At 70.3% G+C, this 21,308-nt stretch carries 24 protein-coding genes; 10 read left to right on the forward strand and 14 right to left on the reverse strand.

Going from position 1 to position 21,308, the window contains the following annotated elements:
* Positions 1 to 5: 5 nt before the first annotated feature.
* Both ACYVF6_RS44445 and ACYVF6_RS44450 read left to right on the forward strand, forming a co-directional pair.
* Positions 6 to 932 (forward strand): NADP-dependent oxidoreductase, encoded by a 927-nt coding sequence (locus tag ACYVF6_RS44445; RefSeq protein ID WP_460532606.1) that lies wholly within the window; start codon positions 6 to 8, stop codon positions 930 to 932.
* Positions 933 to 958: 26 nt separating this feature from the next.
* Positions 959 to 1,378, forward strand: a complete 420-nt coding sequence (locus tag ACYVF6_RS44450) for a DUF6640 family protein (RefSeq protein WP_460532609.1) — start codon at positions 959 to 961, stop codon at positions 1,376 to 1,378.
* A gap of 17 nt (positions 1,379 to 1,395) precedes the next feature.
* Here ACYVF6_RS44450 and ACYVF6_RS44455 read toward each other — a convergent pair whose 3' ends face one another.
* The gene (locus tag ACYVF6_RS44455; RefSeq protein ID WP_460532612.1) at positions 1,396 to 2,061 is read right to left on the reverse strand and encodes a transcriptional regulator; all 666 of its coding nucleotides are present in this window, start codon (positions 2,059 to 2,061) and stop codon (positions 1,396 to 1,398) included.
* Positions 2,062 to 2,359: 298 nt separating this feature from the next.
* Between ACYVF6_RS44455 and ACYVF6_RS44460 the strand changes: the two genes are divergently transcribed.
* Positions 2,360 to 3,655: an RICIN domain-containing protein gene (locus tag ACYVF6_RS44460; protein ID WP_460532615.1), complete on the forward strand. Its 1,296-nt coding sequence runs from the start codon at positions 2,360 to 2,362 to the stop codon at positions 3,653 to 3,655.
* Between the two features lie 156 nt (positions 3,656 to 3,811).
* Here the strand turns inward: ACYVF6_RS44460 and ACYVF6_RS44465 are convergent, their stop codons facing one another.
* Both ACYVF6_RS44465 and ACYVF6_RS44470 read right to left on the reverse strand, forming a co-directional pair.
* The gene (locus tag ACYVF6_RS44465) at positions 3,812 to 4,165 is read right to left on the reverse strand and encodes a YybH family protein (RefSeq protein ID WP_460532618.1); all 354 of its coding nucleotides are present in this window, start codon (positions 4,163 to 4,165) and stop codon (positions 3,812 to 3,814) included.
* Complete coding sequence (locus ACYVF6_RS44470) at positions 4,162 to 5,424, reverse strand: MFS transporter (RefSeq protein WP_460532621.1); 1,263 nt, start codon at positions 5,422 to 5,424, stop codon at positions 4,162 to 4,164. The genes ACYVF6_RS44465 and ACYVF6_RS44470 overlap by 4 nt, the downstream gene beginning before the upstream one ends.
* A gap of 52 nt (positions 5,425 to 5,476) precedes the next feature.
* Between ACYVF6_RS44470 and ACYVF6_RS44475 the strand changes: the two genes are divergently transcribed.
* Complete coding sequence (locus ACYVF6_RS44475) at positions 5,477 to 5,995, forward strand: ArsR/SmtB family transcription factor (RefSeq protein WP_460532624.1); 519 nt, start codon at positions 5,477 to 5,479, stop codon at positions 5,993 to 5,995.
* On the opposite strand, the gene ACYVF6_RS44480 is transcribed toward ACYVF6_RS44475, so the two are convergent.
* On the reverse strand, positions 5,984 to 6,733 hold the full coding sequence (locus tag ACYVF6_RS44480; protein WP_460532627.1) for a TetR/AcrR family transcriptional regulator: 750 nt from the start codon (positions 6,731 to 6,733) through the stop codon (positions 5,984 to 5,986). The genes ACYVF6_RS44475 and ACYVF6_RS44480 overlap by 12 nt on opposite strands.
* Positions 6,734 to 6,789: 56 nt before the next feature.
* Between ACYVF6_RS44480 and ACYVF6_RS44485 the strand changes: the two genes are divergently transcribed.
* On the forward strand, positions 6,790 to 7,425 hold the full coding sequence (locus ACYVF6_RS44485; protein ID WP_460532630.1) for a class I SAM-dependent methyltransferase: 636 nt from the start codon (positions 6,790 to 6,792) through the stop codon (positions 7,423 to 7,425).
* Here ACYVF6_RS44485 and rdgB read toward each other — a convergent pair.
* From rdgB to ACYVF6_RS44525, 8 genes are all read right to left on the reverse strand, one after another.
* On the reverse strand, positions 7,412 to 8,035 hold the full coding sequence (gene rdgB, locus ACYVF6_RS44490) for a non-canonical purine NTP pyrophosphatase (RefSeq protein WP_460532633.1): 624 nt from the start codon (positions 8,033 to 8,035) through the stop codon (positions 7,412 to 7,414). The two genes, ACYVF6_RS44485 and rdgB, sit on opposite strands and share 14 nt — an antisense overlap.
* A complete protein-coding gene (gene rph, locus ACYVF6_RS44495; protein WP_460532636.1) occupies positions 8,032 to 8,784 on the reverse strand; it encodes a ribonuclease PH in 753 nt (250 codons plus the stop codon). Before rph ends, rdgB begins: the two co-directional genes overlap by 4 nt.
* On the reverse strand, positions 8,781 to 9,950 hold the full coding sequence (locus ACYVF6_RS44500; RefSeq protein WP_460532639.1) for a glycosyltransferase family protein: 1,170 nt from the start codon (positions 9,948 to 9,950) through the stop codon (positions 8,781 to 8,783). The genes rph and ACYVF6_RS44500 overlap by 4 nt, the downstream gene beginning before the upstream one ends.
* A 108-nt stretch (positions 9,951 to 10,058) precedes the next feature.
* Positions 10,059 to 11,351 carry an APC family permease gene (locus ACYVF6_RS44505; RefSeq protein ID WP_460532642.1) on the reverse strand — a complete coding sequence of 431 codons (1,293 nt, stop codon included), beginning with the start codon at positions 11,349 to 11,351 and terminating at the stop codon, positions 10,059 to 10,061.
* 29 nt (positions 11,352 to 11,380) lie between these two features.
* Complete coding sequence (locus ACYVF6_RS44510; RefSeq protein ID WP_460532645.1) at positions 11,381 to 12,142, reverse strand: MBL fold metallo-hydrolase; 762 nt, start codon at positions 12,140 to 12,142, stop codon at positions 11,381 to 11,383.
* Between the two features lie 99 nt (positions 12,143 to 12,241).
* Entirely contained in the window at positions 12,242 to 13,036 is a 795-nt protein-coding gene (gene murI, locus ACYVF6_RS44515) for a glutamate racemase (protein ID WP_460532648.1), read from the reverse strand.
* Positions 13,037 to 13,091: 55 nt separating this feature from the next.
* Complete coding sequence (locus ACYVF6_RS44520) at positions 13,092 to 14,372, reverse strand: sensor histidine kinase (RefSeq protein WP_460532651.1); 1,281 nt, start codon at positions 14,370 to 14,372, stop codon at positions 13,092 to 13,094.
* Positions 14,369 to 15,061: a response regulator transcription factor gene (locus ACYVF6_RS44525; RefSeq protein WP_460532654.1), complete on the reverse strand. Its 693-nt coding sequence runs from the start codon at positions 15,059 to 15,061 to the stop codon at positions 14,369 to 14,371. The genes ACYVF6_RS44520 and ACYVF6_RS44525 overlap by 4 nt, the downstream gene beginning before the upstream one ends.
* Positions 15,062 to 15,195: 134 nt before the next feature.
* Between ACYVF6_RS44525 and ACYVF6_RS44530 the strand changes: the two genes are divergently transcribed.
* The 5 genes from ACYVF6_RS44530 (at position 15,196) to ACYVF6_RS44550 (ending at position 19,455) form a co-directional block, all read left to right on the forward strand.
* A complete protein-coding gene (locus ACYVF6_RS44530) occupies positions 15,196 to 15,468 on the forward strand; it encodes a hypothetical protein (protein WP_460532657.1) in 273 nt (90 codons plus the stop codon).
* Positions 15,465 to 16,496, forward strand: coding sequence for an AAA family ATPase (locus tag ACYVF6_RS44535; RefSeq protein WP_460532660.1), 1,032 nt, complete (start codon positions 15,465 to 15,467; stop codon positions 16,494 to 16,496). The genes ACYVF6_RS44530 and ACYVF6_RS44535 overlap by 4 nt, the downstream gene beginning before the upstream one ends.
* A complete protein-coding gene (locus tag ACYVF6_RS44540) occupies positions 16,493 to 17,446 on the forward strand; it encodes a DUF58 domain-containing protein (RefSeq protein WP_460532663.1) in 954 nt (317 codons plus the stop codon). Before ACYVF6_RS44535 ends, ACYVF6_RS44540 begins: the two co-directional genes overlap by 4 nt.
* A gap of 201 nt (positions 17,447 to 17,647) precedes the next feature.
* Positions 17,648 to 18,601: a vWA domain-containing protein gene (locus tag ACYVF6_RS44545; RefSeq protein WP_460532666.1), complete on the forward strand. Its 954-nt coding sequence runs from the start codon at positions 17,648 to 17,650 to the stop codon at positions 18,599 to 18,601.
* Between the two features lie 167 nt (positions 18,602 to 18,768).
* Positions 18,769 to 19,455, forward strand: a complete 687-nt coding sequence (locus ACYVF6_RS44550; protein WP_460532669.1) for a Dph6-related ATP pyrophosphatase — start codon at positions 18,769 to 18,771, stop codon at positions 19,453 to 19,455.
* Here the strand turns inward: ACYVF6_RS44550 and ACYVF6_RS44555 are convergent.
* Positions 19,384 to 20,223 (reverse strand): SGNH/GDSL hydrolase family protein, encoded by an 840-nt coding sequence (locus ACYVF6_RS44555; RefSeq protein WP_460532672.1) that lies wholly within the window; start codon positions 20,221 to 20,223, stop codon positions 19,384 to 19,386. The two genes, ACYVF6_RS44550 and ACYVF6_RS44555, sit on opposite strands and share 72 nt — an antisense overlap.
* Positions 20,224 to 20,329: 106 nt before the next feature.
* Positions 20,330 to 21,277, reverse strand: a complete 948-nt coding sequence (locus ACYVF6_RS44560) for a PLP-dependent cysteine synthase family protein (RefSeq protein WP_460532675.1) — start codon at positions 21,275 to 21,277, stop codon at positions 20,330 to 20,332.
* Positions 21,278 to 21,308: the final 31 nt, after the last annotated feature.

Consider the following 21,308-nt stretch of genomic DNA (forward strand, 5'->3'; position numbering starts at 1 on the left):
GTGCAATGGCGTATTACGAGTACGGCCGATCGGACGCCCTGCGCCTGGTCGAGGACTGGCCCGAGCCCAAGATCGGTCCGGACACGGTTGTCGTGCGAATGCGAGCCTCCGGAGTCAACCCGGTCGACTGGAAGCTCCAGGAGGGGACGATGGACGCCTACCTCGACGTCTACTTCCCCGTCATCCCCGGCTGGGATCTCGCCGGCGTCGTGGAGCGGGTGGGCCGGGCCGTTCCGGAGTTCGAGGTCGGCGACGAAGTGTTCGGCCTGGTCCGGCGCGACGAGATCCACCACGGCACCAAGGCCGAACTGGTGCCGGCACCCGTTCGGACGCTCGCGCACAAGCCACGCAGCGCTTCCTGGGCCGAAGCCGGCGGGCTGCCGCTGTCCGGGCTGACAGCTCTCCGGTCGATCTACCGGCTCGGCATCAAGCCCGGCGAGACCGTGCTCATTCATGGGGCCGCCGGCGGGGTCGGACACTACGCCGTGCAGATCGCGCGCATCCTGGGCGCGCGCGTCATCGGCACCGCCAGCCCGCGCAACCACGAGTTCCTCGCCGGGCTGGGCGCCGAGCCGGTGGAGTACGGCGAAGGTCTGGCCAGCCGCGTACGCGAGCTGGCGCCGGATGGGATCGATGCCAGCCTCGACATGGTCGGCTTCGCCGACTCCAACGCGCTGGAGCAGTCGTTCAAGCTCGTCACCGATCCCAAACGCATCCTGTCGATCGCCTATCTCGCCGTGACCGCGGCGGGCGGCCAGTATGTCTTCATGCGCCCGGACTCTGCCGATCTCAGGCAGCTCGCACAGTGGTACGACGACGGCCTGCTGCGCACGCACGTGGAGCGGACGTTCCCTCTGGAGGAGACCGGCGCCGCACACGACCTGGTGCGCACCTGCCACGTGCGGGGCAAGGTCGTCGTCGTCGACGCCTAGGATCGGTCTCGTTGGGAGGTTGCCATATGAACCTGGCCGGTCACATTCTGCTTACGATCGCCCTCGGTGCCACCCCCGTCGCGCTGGTGGGCTTCCAGTGGAACCGCACGCACCTGTTCCACGAGGGCTGGCATCCACACGCCAAGTTCCATCTCGTCCAGCTCATGGTGTCGTGCTTCGCACTGACGGCGCTGGGCCTCTGGCTGCTGTGGCGGCCGAGTCCGGAGCCGGGCGTCGGAGCGATCGCGGCACTGGTCATTCCGCTCGCTGTCTGGGGAGGTGAGTTCGTCGCCGTGCTCGGACCTGGGACCGACTACATGCCCGACCGCGAGAAGCCCAACACGTTCACGCTTCCCGGTGGGCTGACCGTGCCCGGAAACCTCTTCTTCTCCGGAGTGATGGTCGTCCTCGCCGGCGCGGGATACCTGCTGACGCTGGGAGGCTGACCCGCGCCCACGCGGGCTCAGGTGTGGCCCGGGCGGACCAGGCCGGTCTCGTAGGCCAGCACCACCAGCTCGGCGCGGTCGCGGACGTTCAGCTTGTTCATGGCGCGATGGACGTGTGTCCTGGCCGTCTCGACGCTGATCGAGAGCCTCCGGCCGATCGCGGCGTTGCTCAACCCCGCGGCGGCGAACGACATCACCTCTCGTTCGCGTTCGGTCAGGATGGACAGCCGTTCGACCTGAGCCGGCCGCGGCGCGGTGTCGACGAAGTGCGCGATCAGGCGGCGGGTGACGCGCGGTGAGAGCAACGCGTCACCCGCGGCGACCACGCGGACCGCCCGGCGAAGCTCCGCGGGCTCGATGTCCTTGGAGAGAAAGCCGCTCGCGCCCGCGCGCAAGGCCTCGAAGACGTACTCGTCCAGATCGAACGTGGTCAACACGACCACCCGGGAGCTCGCCAGCGTCTTGTCGGCGATGATCTGGCGAGTGGCTTCGAGGCCGTCCATGCGCGGCATGCGAATGTCCATCAAAATAACGTCGGGCCGGTGCTTGCGCGCGCCCAGAACGGCCTCGGCGCCATCGCTCGCCTCACCAACCACCGCGATGTCCTTGCTGTTTTCCAGCAGCCCCCGGATACCTGCCCGCACCAGCCCCTGATCATCGGCGAGCAGGACGTTGATCGTCATGGGCAATTCCCCTCCCGCACCATGCCGCCTATCCTCGCCCATCGGAGCAAAACGCGGAACTGTCGCGCCGCGTCGGGACGCTCGCTCACCTCGCGTCGATCCATGTCTTCATCACCTGAAAACAACAAAGAAACTTGACAGATACGGTGAGTGGGAGTTAACTCACGACTTGAAATTAGGTCGTGCCGGTCGGGCAGCGCCGGGTTGAAGCTAGTGTCATCCGGCGCTGCGCCCGCTCGGACGGCCTCGCTCTGCGGTATGCCTCCATTTCCTCGAGTCCTCGAGAAGCGGTGCAGACATGGTCATGAGATTCCGCAGCAAAACGTTCCTCGGTGCGCTGACCGCCGGCGCGACTCTGATCGCGCTGTGTTCGCTGGGCGCGCCCGCCCAGGCGGCACTCCCGCCGGCCGGCACCGGCACGTCGTCAAGTGCGTCCGGCTCACCGGCGTCGGTGACGGCCGCGGCGGCGACGTTCGCCGACGAGTTCGACGGACCGGCCGGCAGCGGTGTCAACGGCAGCCGGTGGACACAGGAGACCGGCGACAACGTCAACAACCACGAGCGGCAGTGGTACACCTCCGGCACCAACAACGCCGCACTCGACGGCCAGGGACACCTGGTCATCACGGCCAAGCGGGAGAACCCCGGCAACTACACCTGTTGGTACGGCCGCTGTGAGTACACCTCGGCCCGGCTCAACACGGCGGGCAAGTTCACCCAGACGTACGGGCACGTCGAGTCGCGAATCAAGGTGCCGCGCGGGCAGGGCATGTGGCCGGCGTTCTGGATGCTCGGCAACGACATCGGCTCGGTCGGCTGGCCGACGAGCGGCGAGATCGACATTATGGAGAACGTCGGGTTCGAGCCGAGCACGGTGCACGGCACCATTCACGGTCCGGGCTACTCCGGGTCGGGTGGCATCGGCGGCGGCTACACACTGCCGGGCGGGCAGCAGTTCGCCAACGACTTCCACACGTTCGCGATCGACTGGTCGCCCGGCCGGATCACCTGGTCGGTGGACGGCCAGACCTATCTCACCAAGACGCCTGCCGACATCAACGGCAACCGCTGGGTGTTCGACCACCCGTTCTTCATCATCCTCAACCTCGCGGTCGGCGGCTACTGGCCCGGCGACCCGGACGGCTCCACGCAGTTTCCGCAGCAGCTGGTCGTCGACTACGTACGCGTCTCGACCAGCGACACCCCGGGCGCCCGGGTCGGGCGGATCACGGGCTACGGCGGCAAGTGTGTCGACGTGGCGGGCGCGAACGCCGCGAACGGCACCGCCGTGCAGTTGTGGGACTGCAACGGCACCGGCGCGCAGACGTGGACGGTCGGCACCGATGGGACGATCCGCGCGCTCGGCAAGTGCATGGACGTCGCCGGCGCCGGGACGGCCAACGGCACGCAGGTGCAGCTGTGGGACTGCAATGGCACAGGAGCCCAACGCTGGCAGGCGGGCGCGAACAGCTCGCTGGTCAATCCGGCGTCCGGCCGCTGCCTCGACGCGACCGGCGTGAGCTCGGCGAACGGCACACGGCTGCAGATCTGGGACTGCACCGGCGGTGCCAACCAGCGCTGGACACTGCCTTGACCCTCACGGATGCTTCGAGGGCACGGCCTGTCCAGCCCGAGCCGTCCATCGGGGAGCCGGCCGACACACACCTTGCTCGCCGGCCATCCGACAGCGCTTCAGCAGGATCGTGAGCGCGAGAGCTCAGCCGCCTTGAAACGTTGGGGGTTTGGGGCGTCAGGGCGGCATCCGCAACAGCGTTGGCTGATCGAGCACCCAGAGCCAGGTGCCGTCCGGTCGTTGGCGGGCGACCTCGGCCGTGACCGCACCGCCCGGCAGCTGGGTGGCGGTCAGCGCCAACTCGCCGTTGCGTAAACCGGGAAGTCGCCGGCCGGCCGCGAAGGTCGGCCGGCCGGCGACGATCCCTTCGTAGGCCTGCCGGATCTCGGCATGGCCGGTGGCCGCCCGACCGTCGGGCAGGGCAAGGACAGCGTCCGGCTCGTAGAGCGCGACCAGCCCGTCGACGTCGCCTGCGTTGAGCCGCTCGAGGACGAAGCGGCTGAGGGTCTTCGGGCTCGGTGGCCCGCTCATGCGTCCGAATGTTCTTCATGGCTTGGATCCTGCCATCGAGCACCGACAGTCGGGAGTTCTCGCATTCCGCGCAGTGGCGACAGGAACGTCGGCAGGAACGTCAGGCAGATTCCGATCGCGGCGACCCAGAGCGCGGCCCGCGCGCCCAGCAGCTCGCCGAGTACTCCGCCGAGCAGGCCGCCCAACGGAAGTGTGCCCCAGACCAGGAAGCGCATCGTGGCGTTCATCCGGCCCAGTAGGCGTTCGGGCGTCAGGCCCTGGCGAAAGCTCACCTGCGTCACGTTGTAGATGACGCAGCCCGCCTGGAACACGCCGATCCCGGCGGCCGCGAGCCAGACCGACCAGCCCGGCTGCGCGAGCGGGACCAGCAGCCAGAACGGGCTCGACGCCGCCATCGACAGCCAGATCGTCCGGCCCTGCCCGAGCGTCGCGGCGACCCTCCTCGACAACGCCGCCCCGAGCAGTCCTCCGACCGCGGCGATCGAGAAGAACACGCCGATCTGGCCGGGCGGCAAGCCGATCACACGCACCAGGAAGATCGTCTCCATCGCGCCCGCCATGCCCGCGAACAGGTTGGCCGACCCCGTGGAGCCGGCGATCGCGCGGAGCAACGGGCTGTGCAGGACGAAACGCAAGCCCTCCTTGATGTCCTGGATCAGCCGCCCGCGGTCCGCGACCTCGGGCCTGAGCTCACGTTTGCCGATCATTCCCACGAAGCCGGCGGAGCCGAGGAAGCTGACCACGTTCGCGGCGACGGCGATCGGCGCACCGAGCAGCTGCACCAGCCCGCCCGCCAAGCTCGGGCCGGCGATCGTGGCGGTCGCGCGAACGACCTCGAGCCGCGCGTTGCCCTCGACGATGTTCGCGCGCCCGACCAGGAACGGCAGGTAGCTCTGGTACGCAACGTCGAAGAACACGGTCAGCACCCCATGCCCGAGCGCGACCGCGTACAGCTGCCAGATCGTCAGCAGATCCGCCCACCAGGCAAGCGGAATCGTGACCAGCACGAGTGCCCTGGCGATGTCGGCGACGATCAGCACGTCACGCCGCCGCATCCGATCGACCCACGCCCCGGCCGGCAGCCCAATCAGCACGAACGCGGCGTAGCCGAGCGCCGTGAGCAGGCCGACCTGGAACTCCCCCACTCCGAGCGCGACGACGGCGATCAGCGGCATCGCGAGCACGATGACCTGTGTGCTGATCTGACTGCACACATCGGCGATCAGCAGCTTCCGGAAGTCCCGATCGGCGAGCAACACGCCAACAGCATCGACGACTGATTGGGAAAAGTCAATCAGTAGGCTTGAACTCGTGAGCGGAACGCACGGAAGACCGGCCACCGATGCCGAGGCGAAGGCGCTGGCGTCGGCGGTACGCCTGCGCATCATCCGGCTCTGCCTGGACGAGGCGCGTACGAACAAGGAGATCGCCGAGCGGCTCGGCCTCAACCCCGCGACGGTGCTGCACCACGTCCGCACCCTGGTGTCGACGGGCTTCCTGGTGCCACAGGAGGACCGCCGCGGCACGCGCGGCGCGCGCGAGGTGCCCTACCTCTCCACCGACAAGTCGTGGCGGCTCGACACCAGCAAGGCCAAGGACACCGGCGGCGGCAAGGCCATGCTCGACGCGTTCCTCGCCGAAGCCCGCCTCGTCGACCCCGACTCCGTGCCGTTCGCCCGCCTCGGCCTTCGCCTGTCCGACGACGACTACGCCGACCTGCGCATGCGCCTGATCTCCCTCCTCAACGAATACGCCGACCGCCCACGCGCGGCGGACGGCAAGCCGTACTCGCTCTTTGTCGCCCTCTTCGACGACGTCTCACGGAGCTAACGCCCGCAACCAGGCAGCGGCGATCTCGCCGACCGACTCCTCCGACCCGGCCGTGCCGCCCAGCGCGTACTCGGCCAGCGGCCGGGTCAACTGGTGCGCCAGGATCGGCCCCGCCAACAGTTGGGCAGCCACCACCGGATGCATCCGCCGCAGGCGGCCGGCGGCCATCTCTCGTTCCAGGTAGCCGATCAGGTCGGGCAGCCCGCGCACCATCGCGTGCCGGGCGCCTGCCAGCGTGTCCGGATCGCCGGTGAGCAGTTCGAAGACCATCTGCAGCAACAGCACCGCCCGGCCCTCCATCGACTCGGCGATCGCGCGGGCCAGTGCGGGGACCACCTCGGCCGGCGGGGCGTCCGGCAGTGCCTCGAGCGCGTCGGCGACCGCCTCCCAAGGCGCGTACGTACGGATCAGCCCGTCGAACAGGGCCGACTTGCCGGGAAACAGCCGGTACAGCGTCGCCCGTGAAACGCCGGCCGCCTCGGCGAGCTCGTCCATCGACAGCGCCGCGAGCCCTCCCCTGCCCACCAGCTCCAGCGCCGCCGCGAGGATCTGCTCGCGCGCGGAGGGCGGCGGCTCCCAGCCGAGCTCCCGGAACAACGCGGCACGGCTGCCGAACAGGCGGTACAGCGTGCGCACGGACACGCCCGCGGCCGCGGCGAGCTGGTCCATCGCCGGCTGCTCGGCCGCGAGCGGAAGGACGGCGGCCAGGATCTCGGCTCTTGACCTCTCCGGTGGCATTGGCATAGCGTAATACAAGACGTTTCATCTCGCGTCATGCCACTCGGGAGGAACCGATGGGATCACGAGTCGAGGGTCGCCGCTGGTACGGCGTCGTCTACCGCACGTTCTACCGGCTCGGCCTCACGTTCTGGGAACGCGGCACGCCGACTCCCGAGCTCGTCGAGCTGGTCGAGAGCGGCCTGCCGCCCGGCCGGGCGATCGACATCGGGTGTGGCACCGGCACCGAGAGCACCTACCTCGCCGAACACGGCTGGACCGTCACCGGCGTCGACATGGTGCCGAAGGCGCTGGCCATCGCCCGGCGCAAGGCGCGGAAGGCCGGCGTCTCCCCCACGTTCGTCCAGGCCGACGCCACCCGCCTGCCCGAGTTCGGCATCGGTGACGGCTATCAGCTGGTGTTCGACTACGGCTGCTTCCACACCCTGCCCACGGACCGGCGCGACGCCTACGTCGAGAGCGTGACCGCGATCGCCGCGCCCGGCGCGACGTTCCTGCTGTTCGGGTTCCAGCCGGCGAAGCTCGCGCCGATGCGCGCCGGCCTGACCGAGGCGGAGGTCCGCGAACGGTTCTGCCACAAGGGCTGGACGCTGGACAACGCCGAGCGCAAGCACGTCGGCATCAAGGTCGCCGGCAAGCCGGTCGACGAGCTGTTCGAGCTGTGGGGCTACCGCCTGATCAGGAAGCCGTAGGCGCGCCCAACGCCTTCGCCACCAACGGCGCGATCTCTCGCAACGCCCGGCCGCGGTGGCTGATCGCGTCCTTCGCCGCGTCGTCGAGCTCGGCGAGCGTGCGGTCGTCGGCCTCCGGTACGAACAGCGGGTCGTAGCCGAATCCGTTCGTGCCCCGCAGGTCGCGGATGATCGTGCCCGGCAGCCGGCCCTCGACCACGGTCTCGTCGCCGGACGGCAGCACCAGGGCGGCCACGGTCACGAACGCCGCCCCCCGCCGCGGGTCCGGGACGTCCTCCAGCTGCGACAGCAGCAGCTCGTTGTTGCGTTCGTAGCTCTTCGGCTTCCCGCCCCAGCGCGCCGACAGTACGCCCGGCATGCCGTTCAGCGCGTCGACGCACAGGCCGGAGTCGTCGGCGATGACCGGCAGCCCCACCTGCTTGACCGCCACCCGCGCCTTCAGCAACGCGTTGCCCGCGAACGTCGCCTCCGTCTCGGCCGGTTCGTCGTACGCCGGGAAGTCGTCCAGGCCCAGCACCGTCACCGACGGCACCAGCGGCCGCAGGATCCGGTCCAGCTCGGCCAGCTTGGAGCGGTTGTGCGTGGCCAGCACCAAACGAGCCTCGGTCACCGGCCCAGCGCCTCGTTCTGCAGCTTCGTGAGCTCCGCGCAGCCACCGGCCGCCAGGTCGACCAGGCCGTCGAGCAGCTTGCGGTCGAACGGCTCGCCTTCGGCAGTGCCCTGCACCTCGACGAACCGCCCGTCGCCGGTCATCACGACGTTCATGTCGGTCTCGGCGCGGACGTCCTCGGAGTAGCAGAGGTCGAGCAGCGGCTCGCCGTCGACGATGCCGACCGACACCGCGGCCACCGAGCCGGTCAGCGCCTTGCCCTTCAGCGCCTTGCGCCCCTCGAGGTAGGAAACCGCGTCGACCAGCGCGACGTACGCACCGGTGATCGCGGCGGTACGCGTGCCGCCGTCGGCCTGCAGGACGTCGCAGTCGAGCACGATGGTGTTCTCGCCGAGCGCCTTGTAGTCGACGATCGCGCGGATCGCCCGGCCGATCAGCCGCGAGATCTCCATCGTGCGCCCGCCGAGCTTGCCCTTCACCGACTCGCGGTCGTTACGCGTGTTGGTCGCGCGCGGGAGCATGGCGTACTCCGCGGTCACCCAGCCCAGGCCGGAGTCGCGGCGCCAGCGCGGCACACCCTCGGTCACGCTCGCGGCGCACAGGACGCGGGTCTTGCCGAACTCCACCAGCACCGACCCCTCCGCGTGGTCGAGCCAGTTGCGGGTGAACCGCACCGTACGCAGCTGGTCGGCCGCCCGGCCATCGGTTCTCGGGGTCCGGGGTTGTCCCCGGGAAAGCACAGCGGTCATGGGCCCGACCCTACCGAGGTCGCCTCCTCCGGCGGTCCGGGTGTCCGCGACCGCCGCCGGATCACCCCCGAGGCCAGCACGCCCGCCGCCGCGACGCACAACAGCATGCGAATGACGAGCCCGAACTCGTAGAACGAGCCCAGATAGCCCATCTTCGCGATGTAGTAGAACGGCACGGCCATCGCGACCGCCGACGCAACGGCCAGCGCCCGGTAGCCACGTCCCCACAGCAGCGGCACCGCCGCCAGCATCCAGCCCATGTGATGCGTCCAGGTGATCGGCGACAGCACGAGCGACGCCAGCCCGCCGACCAGCACCAGCTCACCGGACGGGATCTGGTTACGTGCGGGCGTCCGCCGGTAGATCAGCCAGCACAGGCCGGCCGCGAACAGCAGCGCGAGCCCGATCCACGCCGACGTCGAGATCGAGCCGCCGACCGTACGTTCGAGCGTGCCGCGCAGCGCGAAGTTGCCGAGCGAGCCGTCGTCGCCGACCCGGGCGGTGCTCCACAGCAGCTTGCCCCAGTACTCCCGCGACGGCCCGGGAGCGAACGCGAACCCCAGCAGGCTGGACGCGAAGAACGCCACCGCCGCCCGCGTCGCCATCTTGTACTGCTTGCCGACCAGCAGGAACGGCACGATCGCGAGCGGCGTCAGCTTGATCGCCGCGGTCAGGCCGAGGAGTACGCCCTTCCAGCGGCTGTTGGCGGGCAGCGTGGCGTCGAACACCACGGCGAGCACCAGGAACAGGCTCACCTGCCCGAAGCGGATCGAGTCGTAGAAGACCTCGCTGCCGAGGACGACGGCGAGCGTCACCCAGAAGCCCGTGCCGGTCAGCGGCCCTTCCCTGGGCGCTCGCCGGGCCAGGCCGACAGCGACGGCGAACAACGCCGCGGCTATCAGCCACTGCGCGACGGCCACGGGCAGCATCGACAGCGGCGCGAACAACGCGATCGCGAACGGCGGGTAGGTGAACACCTCGCCGTGCTCGAGCGTGACGGTGTAGGGGTCGACTCCGTGCAACAGCGCGTTGCCGGCCGCGAGATAGACCCGCAGGTCGTCGAGGCGCTCGCCGACGGGCATCCGGAACTGCAGTTGAACCGCGTCGATCGCCCGAACGAACGCAGCGACCACGACCACCCAGATCGCTACTCGCCGCCACTTCACGCCGGAACCTTAACCCGGGAAACCCACGAGGTCGGGTGTCGTCCCCGGAAAACGAGCACGCTCAGGCGGCCGGACGCCGGAAAGCCACCGGTCGTTCACCGGTTCGCATCACGCCGGCCGAGCGGCATTCAGGTGGCGGATCAGCCAGATCCCGGCGCCCGCGAGCAGCACGGCCGCACCCCAGACGACGGACTGCCACGGCAGCGTGAACGCGAGCAGCAGACAGCCGAGCACCCCGATCGCGGACAGGACGAGCGGCGGGCGGCGCTCCTCGCGGCTCAGCGTCAGCGCCGAGGCATTGGCGATCGCGTAGTAGACCAGGACGCCGAACGACGAGAAGCCGATCGCGCCACGCAGGTCGACGGCGAGCACGAGCAGGATCACGGCGACGGCGACCGCGAGCTCGGCGTGGTGCGGGACCTGGAAGCGTTCGTGGACGGTGGACAGCAGCGGAGGCAGGTGGCGGTCGCGCGCCATCGCGAACGTCGTACGCGAGACGCCGAGGATCAGCGCCAGCAGCGACCCGAGCGCCGCCACCGCCGCGCCGATCGTCACGATCCAGGCCCATTCGCTCCATGGCGTGTGGGCCACCATGTCGTGCAGCGGTGCACTGCTGTTCGCCACCAAAGTGAGCCCCGTCGGGCCGAACGCCTCGAGCAGCCCGCCGGCGACTGCCAGATAGACCACGAGCACGATGGCCAGCGCGATCGGGATCGCCCGCGGGATGGTCCGGCGCGGATCGCGTACCTCCTCGCCGAGCGTCGCGATCCGGGCGTATCCAGCGAACGCGAAGAACAGCAGTCCGGCCGACTGCAGGACGCCATAGGCGCCCGCCTCGCCGATCGTGTGCGGCGGCAGGTGCACGGCACCCAGGGATTCTTCGTAGATGGCCGTCAGCAGCATGCTTTGGTACAGGCACGCGAGCACCACGAACGCGAGCACCACGAGGGTGATCGCGACAATGATCCGGGTGGCCCACGCGGACTTCTGCACGCCGCGGTAGTTGAGCGCGGTCAGCGCGACGACCGCCGCCGCCCCGATCCAGCGCGCGTACGCCGGCGCGACGTACGCACCGACCGTCAGCGCCATCGCGGCACACGAGGCCGTCTTGCCGACGACGAACGACCAGCCGGCGGCGTAGCCCCAGAAGTCGCCGAGCCGCTTCCGGCCATAGACGTAGGTGCCGCCGGACTCGGGGTACAGCGCGGCCAGCCGTGCGGACGAGGTCGCGTTGGCGTACGCGACGACACCGGCGATCGCCAGCCCGAGCAGCAGACCGGGCCCGGCCACGGCGGCCGCCGGACCGAACGCGGCGAACACACCGGCACCGAGCATCGCGCCCAGCCCGATGACAACCGCGTCGAACGTGCCGAGCCGCCTGGCGAGTTGGGGAGTGCTCACCGGGTCAGCCTAAACCGAGACGATTCGTCTCAGAACTCGAAAACCGAGCCGGGGCTGGCCAGATCGGTCGGGCCGTCGTAGGCCGGCAGGGCCTGGGCGAGCGTCTGGGTGCGGTCGTTCCACGGCGGGATGTGGGTCAGCACCAGCCGGCCCACCCGGGCTCGCGCGGCGTACTCCGCGGCCTTCCACGCCGTCAGGTGGACGTTCGGCGCCTGTGGCTGGCCGACGAGGTAGGTCGCCTCGCACAGGAACAGGTCGGCGCCCTGCGCCAGCTCCAGCAGCACGTCGGTCGGGCCGGTGTCGCCGGAGTAGACCAGGACCTTGCCCTGGTGCTCGATCCGGACGGCATACGCCTCGACCGGATGCGCCACAGGCACCGGCTTCACCGTGAACGGGCCGAGCTCGCAGCCGTCACCACCGAGCCAGGCGCGGAAGTCGAACTCCTCCCGCATGCCAGGCTCGGCAGGTAAGCCGTAGGCCGCCGCCATCCGGTCGGCGGTGCCGAACGGCCCGTAAACCGGGATCTGCGGCTTGGGGCCGTCGGGGTGGTACTTGCGCGCGACGTAATAGGCGCAGAGGTCCATGCAGTGGTCGGCATGTAAATGGCTGAACCCGACGGCGTCGACTTCGTACGGGTCGACGTATCGCTGCAGGGCGCCCAAAGCGCCGCTGCCTAAGTCGAGGACGAGCCGGTACGTACGTCCTTCGTACGGAGCCTCGACGAGGTAACACGAGGCCGCCGAATCCGGACCTGGAAACGATCCCGAGCACCCTACGACGGTCAGCTTCACGCACGCGACCCTAACGCGCACTGGGCGTTCGCGCATCCCAAGATCAACTTTGTGGCGTATCCCACTAGGCGGCACCCGGCTGTCGCACCCGCTCGCGGACTAGCGAACCTCTTCGACGAATGCGATCTCGGGGCCGAGGAATCGTCCGCCAATGCGCATGAACGGAACCGGATCTCCCGTGGTCAGGAAACGATGGCGGGGTGGGGGCAACGACTCGGCGCGTTCCAGACCGAGACCGACGAGCCTCGCGTAGACGTCCTTCGCGGTTTCGTCGGCACTGGAAACCAGCGTGACCGCGGGCCCGGCGACCAGCTGAACGACGCCGGTGAGGAGTGGGTAGTGGGTGCAGCCGAGCACGAGCGTGTCGATGTCGTGCTGCTTGAGCGGTTCGAGGTATTCCTGGGCCGCTGCGAGGAGCTCCGGGCCGGTCGTGACGCCCTGCTCGACGAACGGGACGAACCTCGGGCAGGCCTGGGTGTAGACCTCGACGTGCGGTGCGGCGGCGAACGCGTCGTCGTAGGCCATGGAGGTGGCGGTGGCGTGCGTACAGATCACACCGATCCGGCCGTTCCTGGTCGCGGCGACCGCACGTCGTGTCGCCGGCAGGATCACCTCGACGACGGGGACGTTGTAGCGCTCCCTGGCGTCGCGAAGGACGGCGGCGGATGCGGAGTTGCAGGCGATGACGAGGAGCTTGACGCCCTGCTCGACGAGATGGTCGAGGCACTCGAGGGCGTACTTGCGGACGTCGGCGATGCTCTTCTCGCCGTACGGGTAGCGATCGGTGTCGGCGAGGTAGAGCACGGGCTCGTGCGGTAGCTGGTCGATCACAGCCCGCGCGACGGTGAGTCCGCCGAACCCGGAGTCGAAGATGCCGATGGGCGCGTCTGCCACGAATGGCAGCCTAGCCACTTACAAGCGGCTGGCCCGCCCTGCAGTGGGCCCGGCGTCAGCTGGGCTGCGGTGGGCGGCGGGAGCCGAGCGGGTCCTCGGCCGGCGGGCCGCTCTTGCGGCGGTGCGCGTCACCCAGAGCGCTGTCGGGCAGCCAGAGTACGAACGTGCTGCCCACGCTCTCCTCCGAGTGCACGGCCACCGCGCCACCGTGGCTTTCGATGATCTGGCGGACGATCGCCAGGCCCAGGCCCGTGCGCCGCTCCCCGTCTTCCAGGGAGGGGTCGCCGCCGTTGGTGCCGCGGTAGAAGCGGTCGAAGATCCGTTCCCGGTCGACCTGCGCGATGCCCGGTCCCGAGTCGCGCAGGGCCAGCCAGGCCCAGCCGGATCGGCTGCCCACCGCCAGCACCAGCTCGCTGCTGTCCGGCGCCAGCCGTACCGCGTTGGAGAGCAGGTTGTCGATCGCCCGCTGCAACGCCTGCGGATCGCCGGCAACTCGGGGGCCTTCCGACAGCCGGCGCGTGAGGCGCAGTCCCCGGCCCGACGCCAGCAGGCCGTACTCGTCGGCCGTGTCGTTCGCCAGCGCGGCCAGATCCACGTCCACGTCCACGAACGCCGGCGAAGACCGCCGGGCCGACGCCAGGAGGTCCTCGACGAGGTAGGTCATCCGGTCCGTCGCCCGTGTCACCACCGTGACGGCCTGGGCGCGGGCGTCCGGCGTGGTGTCGTCGACCGCGAGCACAGCGTCGATATTGGCCCGGATCACCGCGAGCGGGTTGCGCAGCTCGTGCGACGCGTCGTCGACCATCTGACGTTGCGCCGCGAACGCGCCCTCCAGCCGCCCAAGCATGTCGTCGACCGTTCCGGCCAGCGCGCGCAGCTCGTCCTGCGGTCCGTCCAGGTTGATCCGGCGGGACAGATCGGTCGCCGAGATGTGCCGCGCGCTGTCAGTGATCCGGCGTACGGGCCGAAGCACCCGCCCCGACAGCCACCACCCCGTGCCGAGCGAGGCCAGGAACAGCCCGCCGATCGCCGCGAAGGAGTACGTCTTCAGCCGGTCCAGCGTCTCGTAGTTGACCGCCGCCTCGACGTTGTCCAGCTCGGCGGCCTTGAACGTCTGGTCACCCTTCGGATGCCACTTGCCGTGCTCGTCCTGGTACCACTTCTGCACCTCGATCGGGTTCAGCTGCGCCACCTCGACCGTGGAGTACAACGCGAGGTAGATGCCGCCGAGCACCAGCGCCGCCAGGCCGAACAGCACCGCGGAGTACGTCACGGTGAGCCGGAAGCGGATCGTCTGCATCCACGCCGGGATCCAGCGCCGCAGCCGGCCCTTCACGCGTGCTCCCGCAGCCGGTAGCCGCGCCCGATCACGGTCTCCAGCAGCGGCTCCTCGCCGTCGACGGTGAGCTTGCGCCGCAGCGTGCCGACCGTGACCCGCACGCTCTGGGTGAACGGGTCGGCGTTCTCGTCCCACACGTGCTCGAGCAACTCTTCGGCCGACACGACGTGCCCGGGCCGCGACATCAGGTACCTCAGCACGCCGAACTCCTTCAGCGTCAGCGACAGCTCGCGGCCGTCACGTTCGGCGACGTGCCGGGCGCTGTCGAGCCGCAGCCCACCGACCTCCAGGACGGCCGAGCCGGCGGTCACGTCCCGGCGGAACAGCGCGCGGATCCGGGCCAGCAACTCGACCAGCGCGAACGGCTTGGTGAGGTAGTCGTCGGCGCCCTCGTCCAGCCCGCGTACCCGGTCGGTCAGGCCCGCCCGCGCGGTCAGCATCAGGATCCGCAGGTCACGGCCGGCAGCCACCTCGATCTCGCCGCGGCGGACCGACCGGCAGATGTCCAGGCCGTTCGCGTCGGGCAGCGTGATGTCGAGGATCAGCAGGTCGTACTCCGTCGTGGCGAGCTTCTCCAGCGCGTCGGCGCCGGTGAGCGCGGCGTCGACGGCGTAGCCCGCCCGGGAGAGGCCGGCGCGCAACGCGCTGACCAGACCCTCCTCGTCCTCCACCACAAGCACTCGCATAGCGCAACCGTAGCCGCTGCTCTTGTGCGCCACGACCTGCGCTTTCGCCGGATTTTCGATCGCGTTTCCGGTCGTTTTCGCGGGTGCTTGATGAGCTGAGGACCGTTCCAGACGGACAACGAGAGGACGAATCCATGCGCAAGCGCCTGATGCTCATCGGTGGACTGGCCGTTGCCGGCGTACTCACCGCCGGTGGAGTCGCGTACGCGGTCGCGGGTGACTCGACGCCGGAGACCCGGTACGTCCAGCTCGTCGAGGGCGACTCCGCGCCCGCGGCCGACGAGCAGCCGAACCGCGAGGACTGCCCGGAGAAGAACGGCACCGGCGGCGAGAACAACCAGAACAACGAGAGCAACGAGAGCAACGAGAGCAACAGCACCGCGCCCGACACCACGGAGCAGCTGTGACGGTGGAAGCCGACACGGGCCTGCTCGAGCGCGCGCTGTTCGAGGTGAAGCGTGTCGTCGTCGGCCAGGACCTCCTGGTCGAGCGGATGCTGGTGAGCCTGCTGGCGCGCGGGCACTGCCTGCTCGAAGGCGTGCCCGGCGTGGCGAAGACGCTGGCCGTGCGGACGCTCGCCGAGGTGATCGGCGGGCGGTTCGCGCGGCTGCAGTTCACACCCGACCTCGTACCCGGCGACATCACGGGCACCCGGATCTGGCGGCCGTCGGCGGAGGGCTTCGACGTGGAGCTCGGGCCGGTCTTCGCCAACCTCGTCCTCGCCGACGAGATCAACCGCGCGCCGGCGAAGGTCCAGTCGGCGCTGCTGGAGGCGATGGCCGAGCACCAGGTGAGCATCGGCGGCCAGAGCCACCCGTTGCCGGAGCCGTTCCTGGTGCTGGCGACGCAGAACCCGATCGAGTCCGAGGGTGTGTACGCACTGCCCGAGGCGCAGCGGGACCGGTTCCTGCTGAAGATCGCGGTCGGCTACCCCACGCCGTTGGAGGAGCTCACGATCCTGACGCGGATGGGCGCGGGGCCGTCGCGTACGCCACACGCGCATGCGGTGCTCTCCCCCGATCTGGTCGCCGAGTTGCAGGACGCGGCGGACGAGGTGTTCGTGCACAACGCGGTCGCGGAGTACGTCGTCCGGCTGGTGCACGCGACCCGGGAGCCCGGGGCGTACGGGCTCGGTGAGCTCGGCGAGGTGCTGGAGTTCGGCGCGAGCCCGCGCGCGACGCTCGGGCTGGTCGCGGCGGGGCGGGCGCTGGCGTTGCTGCGCGGCCGCGACTACCTGCTGCCGGGCGACGTGGGCGACGTGGCGGTCGATGTGATGGCGCACCGGCTGGTCCTGACGTTCGACGCCCTCGCCGACGGCCACGATCCGCGGGCGATCGTCGGGCGGATCCTCGAGGTGGTGCAGGCACCGCGTGTAGTGCCGGCCGACTCCGAGCCGGCCCCGGGCTCGGCGCCGGCCGAAGTGGTGGCGGCATGAGCCGGATACTGGACGCGGGGCAGGAGCAGGCGCTGCGCCGGCTGCACCTCGCCGTGACGCGCCGGCTCGAGGGCATGCTGCACGGCGACTACACCGGGCTGCGGCTGGGTCCCGGCAGCGAGCCGGACGAGGCCCGGCCGTACCGGCCCGGCCAGGACGACGTACGCCGGATGGACTGGAACGTGACCGCGCGCTCGCTGGAGCCGCACGTCCGGGCGCCCCTGTCCGAACGCGAGCTGGAGACCTGGGCGCTGGTCGACGCCTCGGCCTCGATGGACTTCGGCACGGTCGCGCAGGAGAAGCGCGAGCTCGCCACGGCGATCGTCGCCGCCATCGGGCTGCTCGCCGACCGGCCCGGCAACCGGCTGGGCGTGCGGGTGGCGTACGGCTCCCGGCTGACCCGGATCCCGGCCCGGACAGGCACGGCGGCGATGCGGCGTACGTTGCGCACGCTGCTCGCGCTGCCGCGGATCGCGCCGGGAGAGTGCCCGGAAACCGATCTGGCGGCGGCGATCACGCGACTGCACCGGGAGCACCTGCGGCCGGGGCTGCGCGTGATCGCGTCGGACTTCCTGTCGCCGGGCGACGAAGCAGTCGAGGGGACGCCCGCCTGGCAGGGCCCGATGCGCCGGCTGACGGCCCGGCACGAAGTGATCGCGGTCGAGGTCATCGACCCGCGGGAGCTGGAACTGCCGGACGTCGGGCTGCTGGCACTGGTCGACCCGGAGACCGGACGGCGCCAGGAGGTCTGGACGCGAAGCCGGCGGTTGCGGGAGCGGTACGCCGAACTGGCCGCCGCCCACCGCGAGCGCACCAAGGCCGCGATCGCCGCGTCGGGAGCGGCCCACCTCGTCCTCCGTACCGACCGCGACTGGGTGCGCTCGGTCGCGGAGTTCGCCGCCGCCCGCCGCCGCACTGCCCAGCGAGCCCGCCGCCGAGACGTGCGATGACGTCCGAGCCATCGCCCCGCGGCTGCGACTGCCGATCTACACCGAGATCGCGGGGTGGCAACCGCGAGCAGTCGATCGCCAGGAGCGTGGGCGGCTGGCAGAGCACTGCGCTGCAAGCACAGCGAAGGGACCTCGCATGAGGCATGAGCTATTGACGCGGGCGCGCGTCGGCGCCCGGCGGGCACAGCGGAAGGACGTTCGATGAGGTTCGAGTCACCGGTTTGGCTGTGGTTGCTGGTTGTCGCCGCGGGGTTGGTGGTGGCGTACCTGGTCATGCAGCGGCGGCGGTCGCGGTATGCGGTGCGGTTCGCCACGTTGCCGATGTTGGCGAAGGTCGCGCCGAAGCGGCCGGGGTGGCGGCGGCATCTGCCGGCGGCCGCGTTCCTGGCGGCGCTGGTCGTACTCACGCTCGCCATCGCGCGGCCGGTGGCCGACGTGCGGGTGCCCCGCGAGCGGGCGACGGTGATCGTCGCGCTGGATGTGTCGGTGTCGATGGAGGCGACCGATGTGGCGCCGGACCGGGCGCGGGTCGCCAAGGAGGCGGCGGCCGCGTTCATCGAGAACCTGCCGGACCAGTTCAACGTCGGCCTGGTGACGTTCGCCGGCTCGGCGACGGTGGCGAGCTCGCCGAGCCGCGACCATCAGGCGGGGATCGCCGCGGTACGTGGCGCCGAGCTGTCCGGCGGCACCGCCATCGGCGAGGCGGTCTTCGCGGGCCTGGACGCGGTGTCGCGCGTGGACGCACAGGCCCAGGCGGGCGAGGATCCGCCGCCGGCGCGCATCGTCCTGTTGTCCGACGGCCACAACACGATGGGCCGCTCCCCGACGGCCGCCGCCGAGGCCGCGACCGAAGCAGGGGTACCGGTCTCGACGATCGCGTACGGAACGCAGGACGGCACCATCGAGATCGACGGGCAGCAGGTGCCGGTGCCTGTTGACGCGGACGCGCTCGGCCGGCTGGCGCAGAACACCGGTGGCCGCTCCTACACCGCCGAGACCGACACCGAGCTCCGCGGCGTCTACGACGACCTCGAGTCCTCCATCGGCTGGACCGTCGAAGAACGCGACATCACGACGCTCGTCGCCGGCGTCTCGCTCGCAGTGGCCCTCCTCGCGGGAATCGGCTCACTGCTCTGGTTCTCGCGCCTGCCGTAGCCGGAGCCGGACACAAGAAAACGCCCGGTGTGTGGCGGCACGGGGCTCGACGGCACCCCACTGGCCGCCGAGCCCCGCTACCGCGCCCCGGGCGCGCGTACAACAGGAAATCCGCGACGGGCGGGTTCGGTTGCAAAGAATTTCCGCGATGGCCGAGGATGGCGCACATGGATCAAGGTCAGGACCAGCAGATCGAACCCGGCACCGCGGTCTACAGCTCGTGGAGCGGCGGCAAGGACTCGGCGTGCGCACTGCACCTGGCGATCCAGCGCGGCGCCAAGCCCGGCTTGCTGGTCACGATGCTGACGGAGACCGGCCTGCGGTCGCGGTCACACGGGCTCAGCCGGGAGTTGCTGCTCGCCCAGGCCGACGCCGTAGGCGTGCCGATCCACTTCGAGGCGACCAGCTGGGACGGGTACGAGGAGGCGTTCGTCCGCGCGGTCGGCACGGCAGCCACCAACGGCCTGCGTACCGGTGTCTTCGGCGACATCGACATCCAGCCGCACCGCGAGTGGGTCGAGGGGGTCGCCCAGGAGGGTGGCACCCAGGCGTACCTCCCGCTGTGGCAGTCCGGCCGCGCCGAGCTGGTACGAGACGTACTGGCAGCCGGCTTCAAGCCGATGCTCGTCGCCGTACGGGACGGGAAGCTGCCGCCCGACCTGCTCGGCGAGGTGATCGACGACGCCGTGCTGACCGAGTTCGAACGCCACGGCGTCGACCTGGCCGGCGAGAACGGCGAGTACCACACCGTCGTCGTCGACGGCCCGATCTTCGGCAAGCCGCTAAGCGTCGCTCCCGGCCCGCAGGGCGTGAGCCTGCGCGACGGCGTCTGGTTCCTCGATCTGACCGCCTGAACGTCGCGCCCGCGCCGCCAGCTCCGACGCCACCATGCACACCGCCCACGGACCGAGGTCACGAGCGCGCCGGCCGACCCACGGGACCCCCTTGGTCACGAGCCACGCGAAGTCCTGCCACGCGCTCGGCCTGCCGTCCGCCGCACAAGCCAGCGACGGCAGGCTCGACATCGGCAGCCCCGATCCACGCAGCAGCTCGGCGAAGCCGCGCGCCAGCCACCGATGCCCCTGCTCCGACGGATGCAGCCGGTCGACGCTCCACGCCGCGCGCGTGTAGACGTCCGGGTTCGCCGCGACGTCGAGGTAGAAGCCGCCGTACGTGCGATGGATCTCGTCATAGACGGCGTTCAGCGCGCCGATCCGCCGGTCCAGCGGCTTCCGCAGCGCCTGCGGCAACCCGAACACCCGCCCGTGATCGTGGAACCGCACCATCAGCAGCCGCGCGCCCACACCCGACAGCAGGCGCGCGACGTCGGTCAGCTCGGCGCGCAGCACCGCCGGATCGAACGTGGACCGCATCGTGTCGTTGACGCCGATGACGAGCGAAACGAGGTCCGGCCGCAGCTCGAGCGCCTTGGGCAGCTGCTCCTCCCGGAGCCTGCTCGTGGTGGCGCCGATGGTCGCGAGGTTGGCGAAACTCAGGTGGTAGGTGCCGGCCAGGGACTCGGCGAGGAGGTTGGCCCAGCCGCGCCAGGCTTCCCCCTGACGGTCTCCGATCCCGACGGTAACGCTGTCTCCGAGGGCTACAAAGCGAAGGCGTCCGCTCACGCTCCCAGCCTGCGGAGCCTGAGCGGACGTTACTCACGCGTGAGGTAACACCCCGTGAAACGCCCTGCCAACTCTTGAAACACCCAAAACCCGCAGGTGAAGGGCGTCAGGCCCAGAGTTGTCCTTCGAGCGAATCCTCGGCGGCGTCGAGGGTTCCTTCGTACGCACCGGTCGAGAGGTACTTCCAGCCGCCGTCGGCGACGATCAGCACGATGTCGGCGGTGCCGCCGCGCTTGGCGACCTGGTGTGCCTGCGCGATCGCCGCGTGCAGGATCGCCCCGCTGGAGATGCCGACGAACATGCCCTCCAGCTCGAGCAGCTCCCGCACCCGCCGGACCGCATCCCGCGGGCCGACGGAGAACCGCGCGTCGATCAGCCGCGCGTCGTAGAGCTCGGGTACGAAGCCCTCGTCGAGGTTGCGCAGGCCGTACACCAGCTCGCCGTACCGCGGCTCGGCGGCCACGATGCGTACGTCGGGCTTGTGCTCGCGGAAGTAGCGCCCGATGCCCATCAGCGTGCCGGTCGTGCCGAGGCCCGCCACGACGTGCGTCACGCTCGGCAGGTCGCTGAGGATCTCCGGACCGGTGCCTTCGTAGTGGGCGGCGGCGTTGGCGGGGTTGCCGTACTGGTAGAGCATCACCCAGTCGGGGTGCTCCTCGGCCAGCTGCTTGGCGACGCGGACGGCCTCGTTGGAGCCGCCGGCGGCCGGTGAGGAGACGATCTCCGCACCCCACATGCGCAGCAGCTGGCGGCGTTCCTCGGAGGTGTTCTCCGGCATCACGCAGACCAGGCGGTAGCCCTTTAGCCGTGCGGCCATCGCCAACGAGATGCCTGTGTTGCCCGACGTGGGCTCCAGGATCGTCACGCCCTTACGGAGGAGGCCCTCCTTCTCGGCTTCGACGATCATCCGCAGAGCGGCGCGGTCCTTGACCGAGCCGGTGGGGTTCTGGTCCTCGAGCTTGGCCCACAGGCGTACGTCGGGCGCCGGAGCAAGCTTCGGCAGCCCGACCAGCGGAGTGTTGCCTACGGTGTCGATCAGCGAGTCGAAGCGCACGCGCGCTCCCTTCCTGACGCCGGTCGCGCGG

The organism is Flindersiella endophytica (assembly GCF_054779015.1).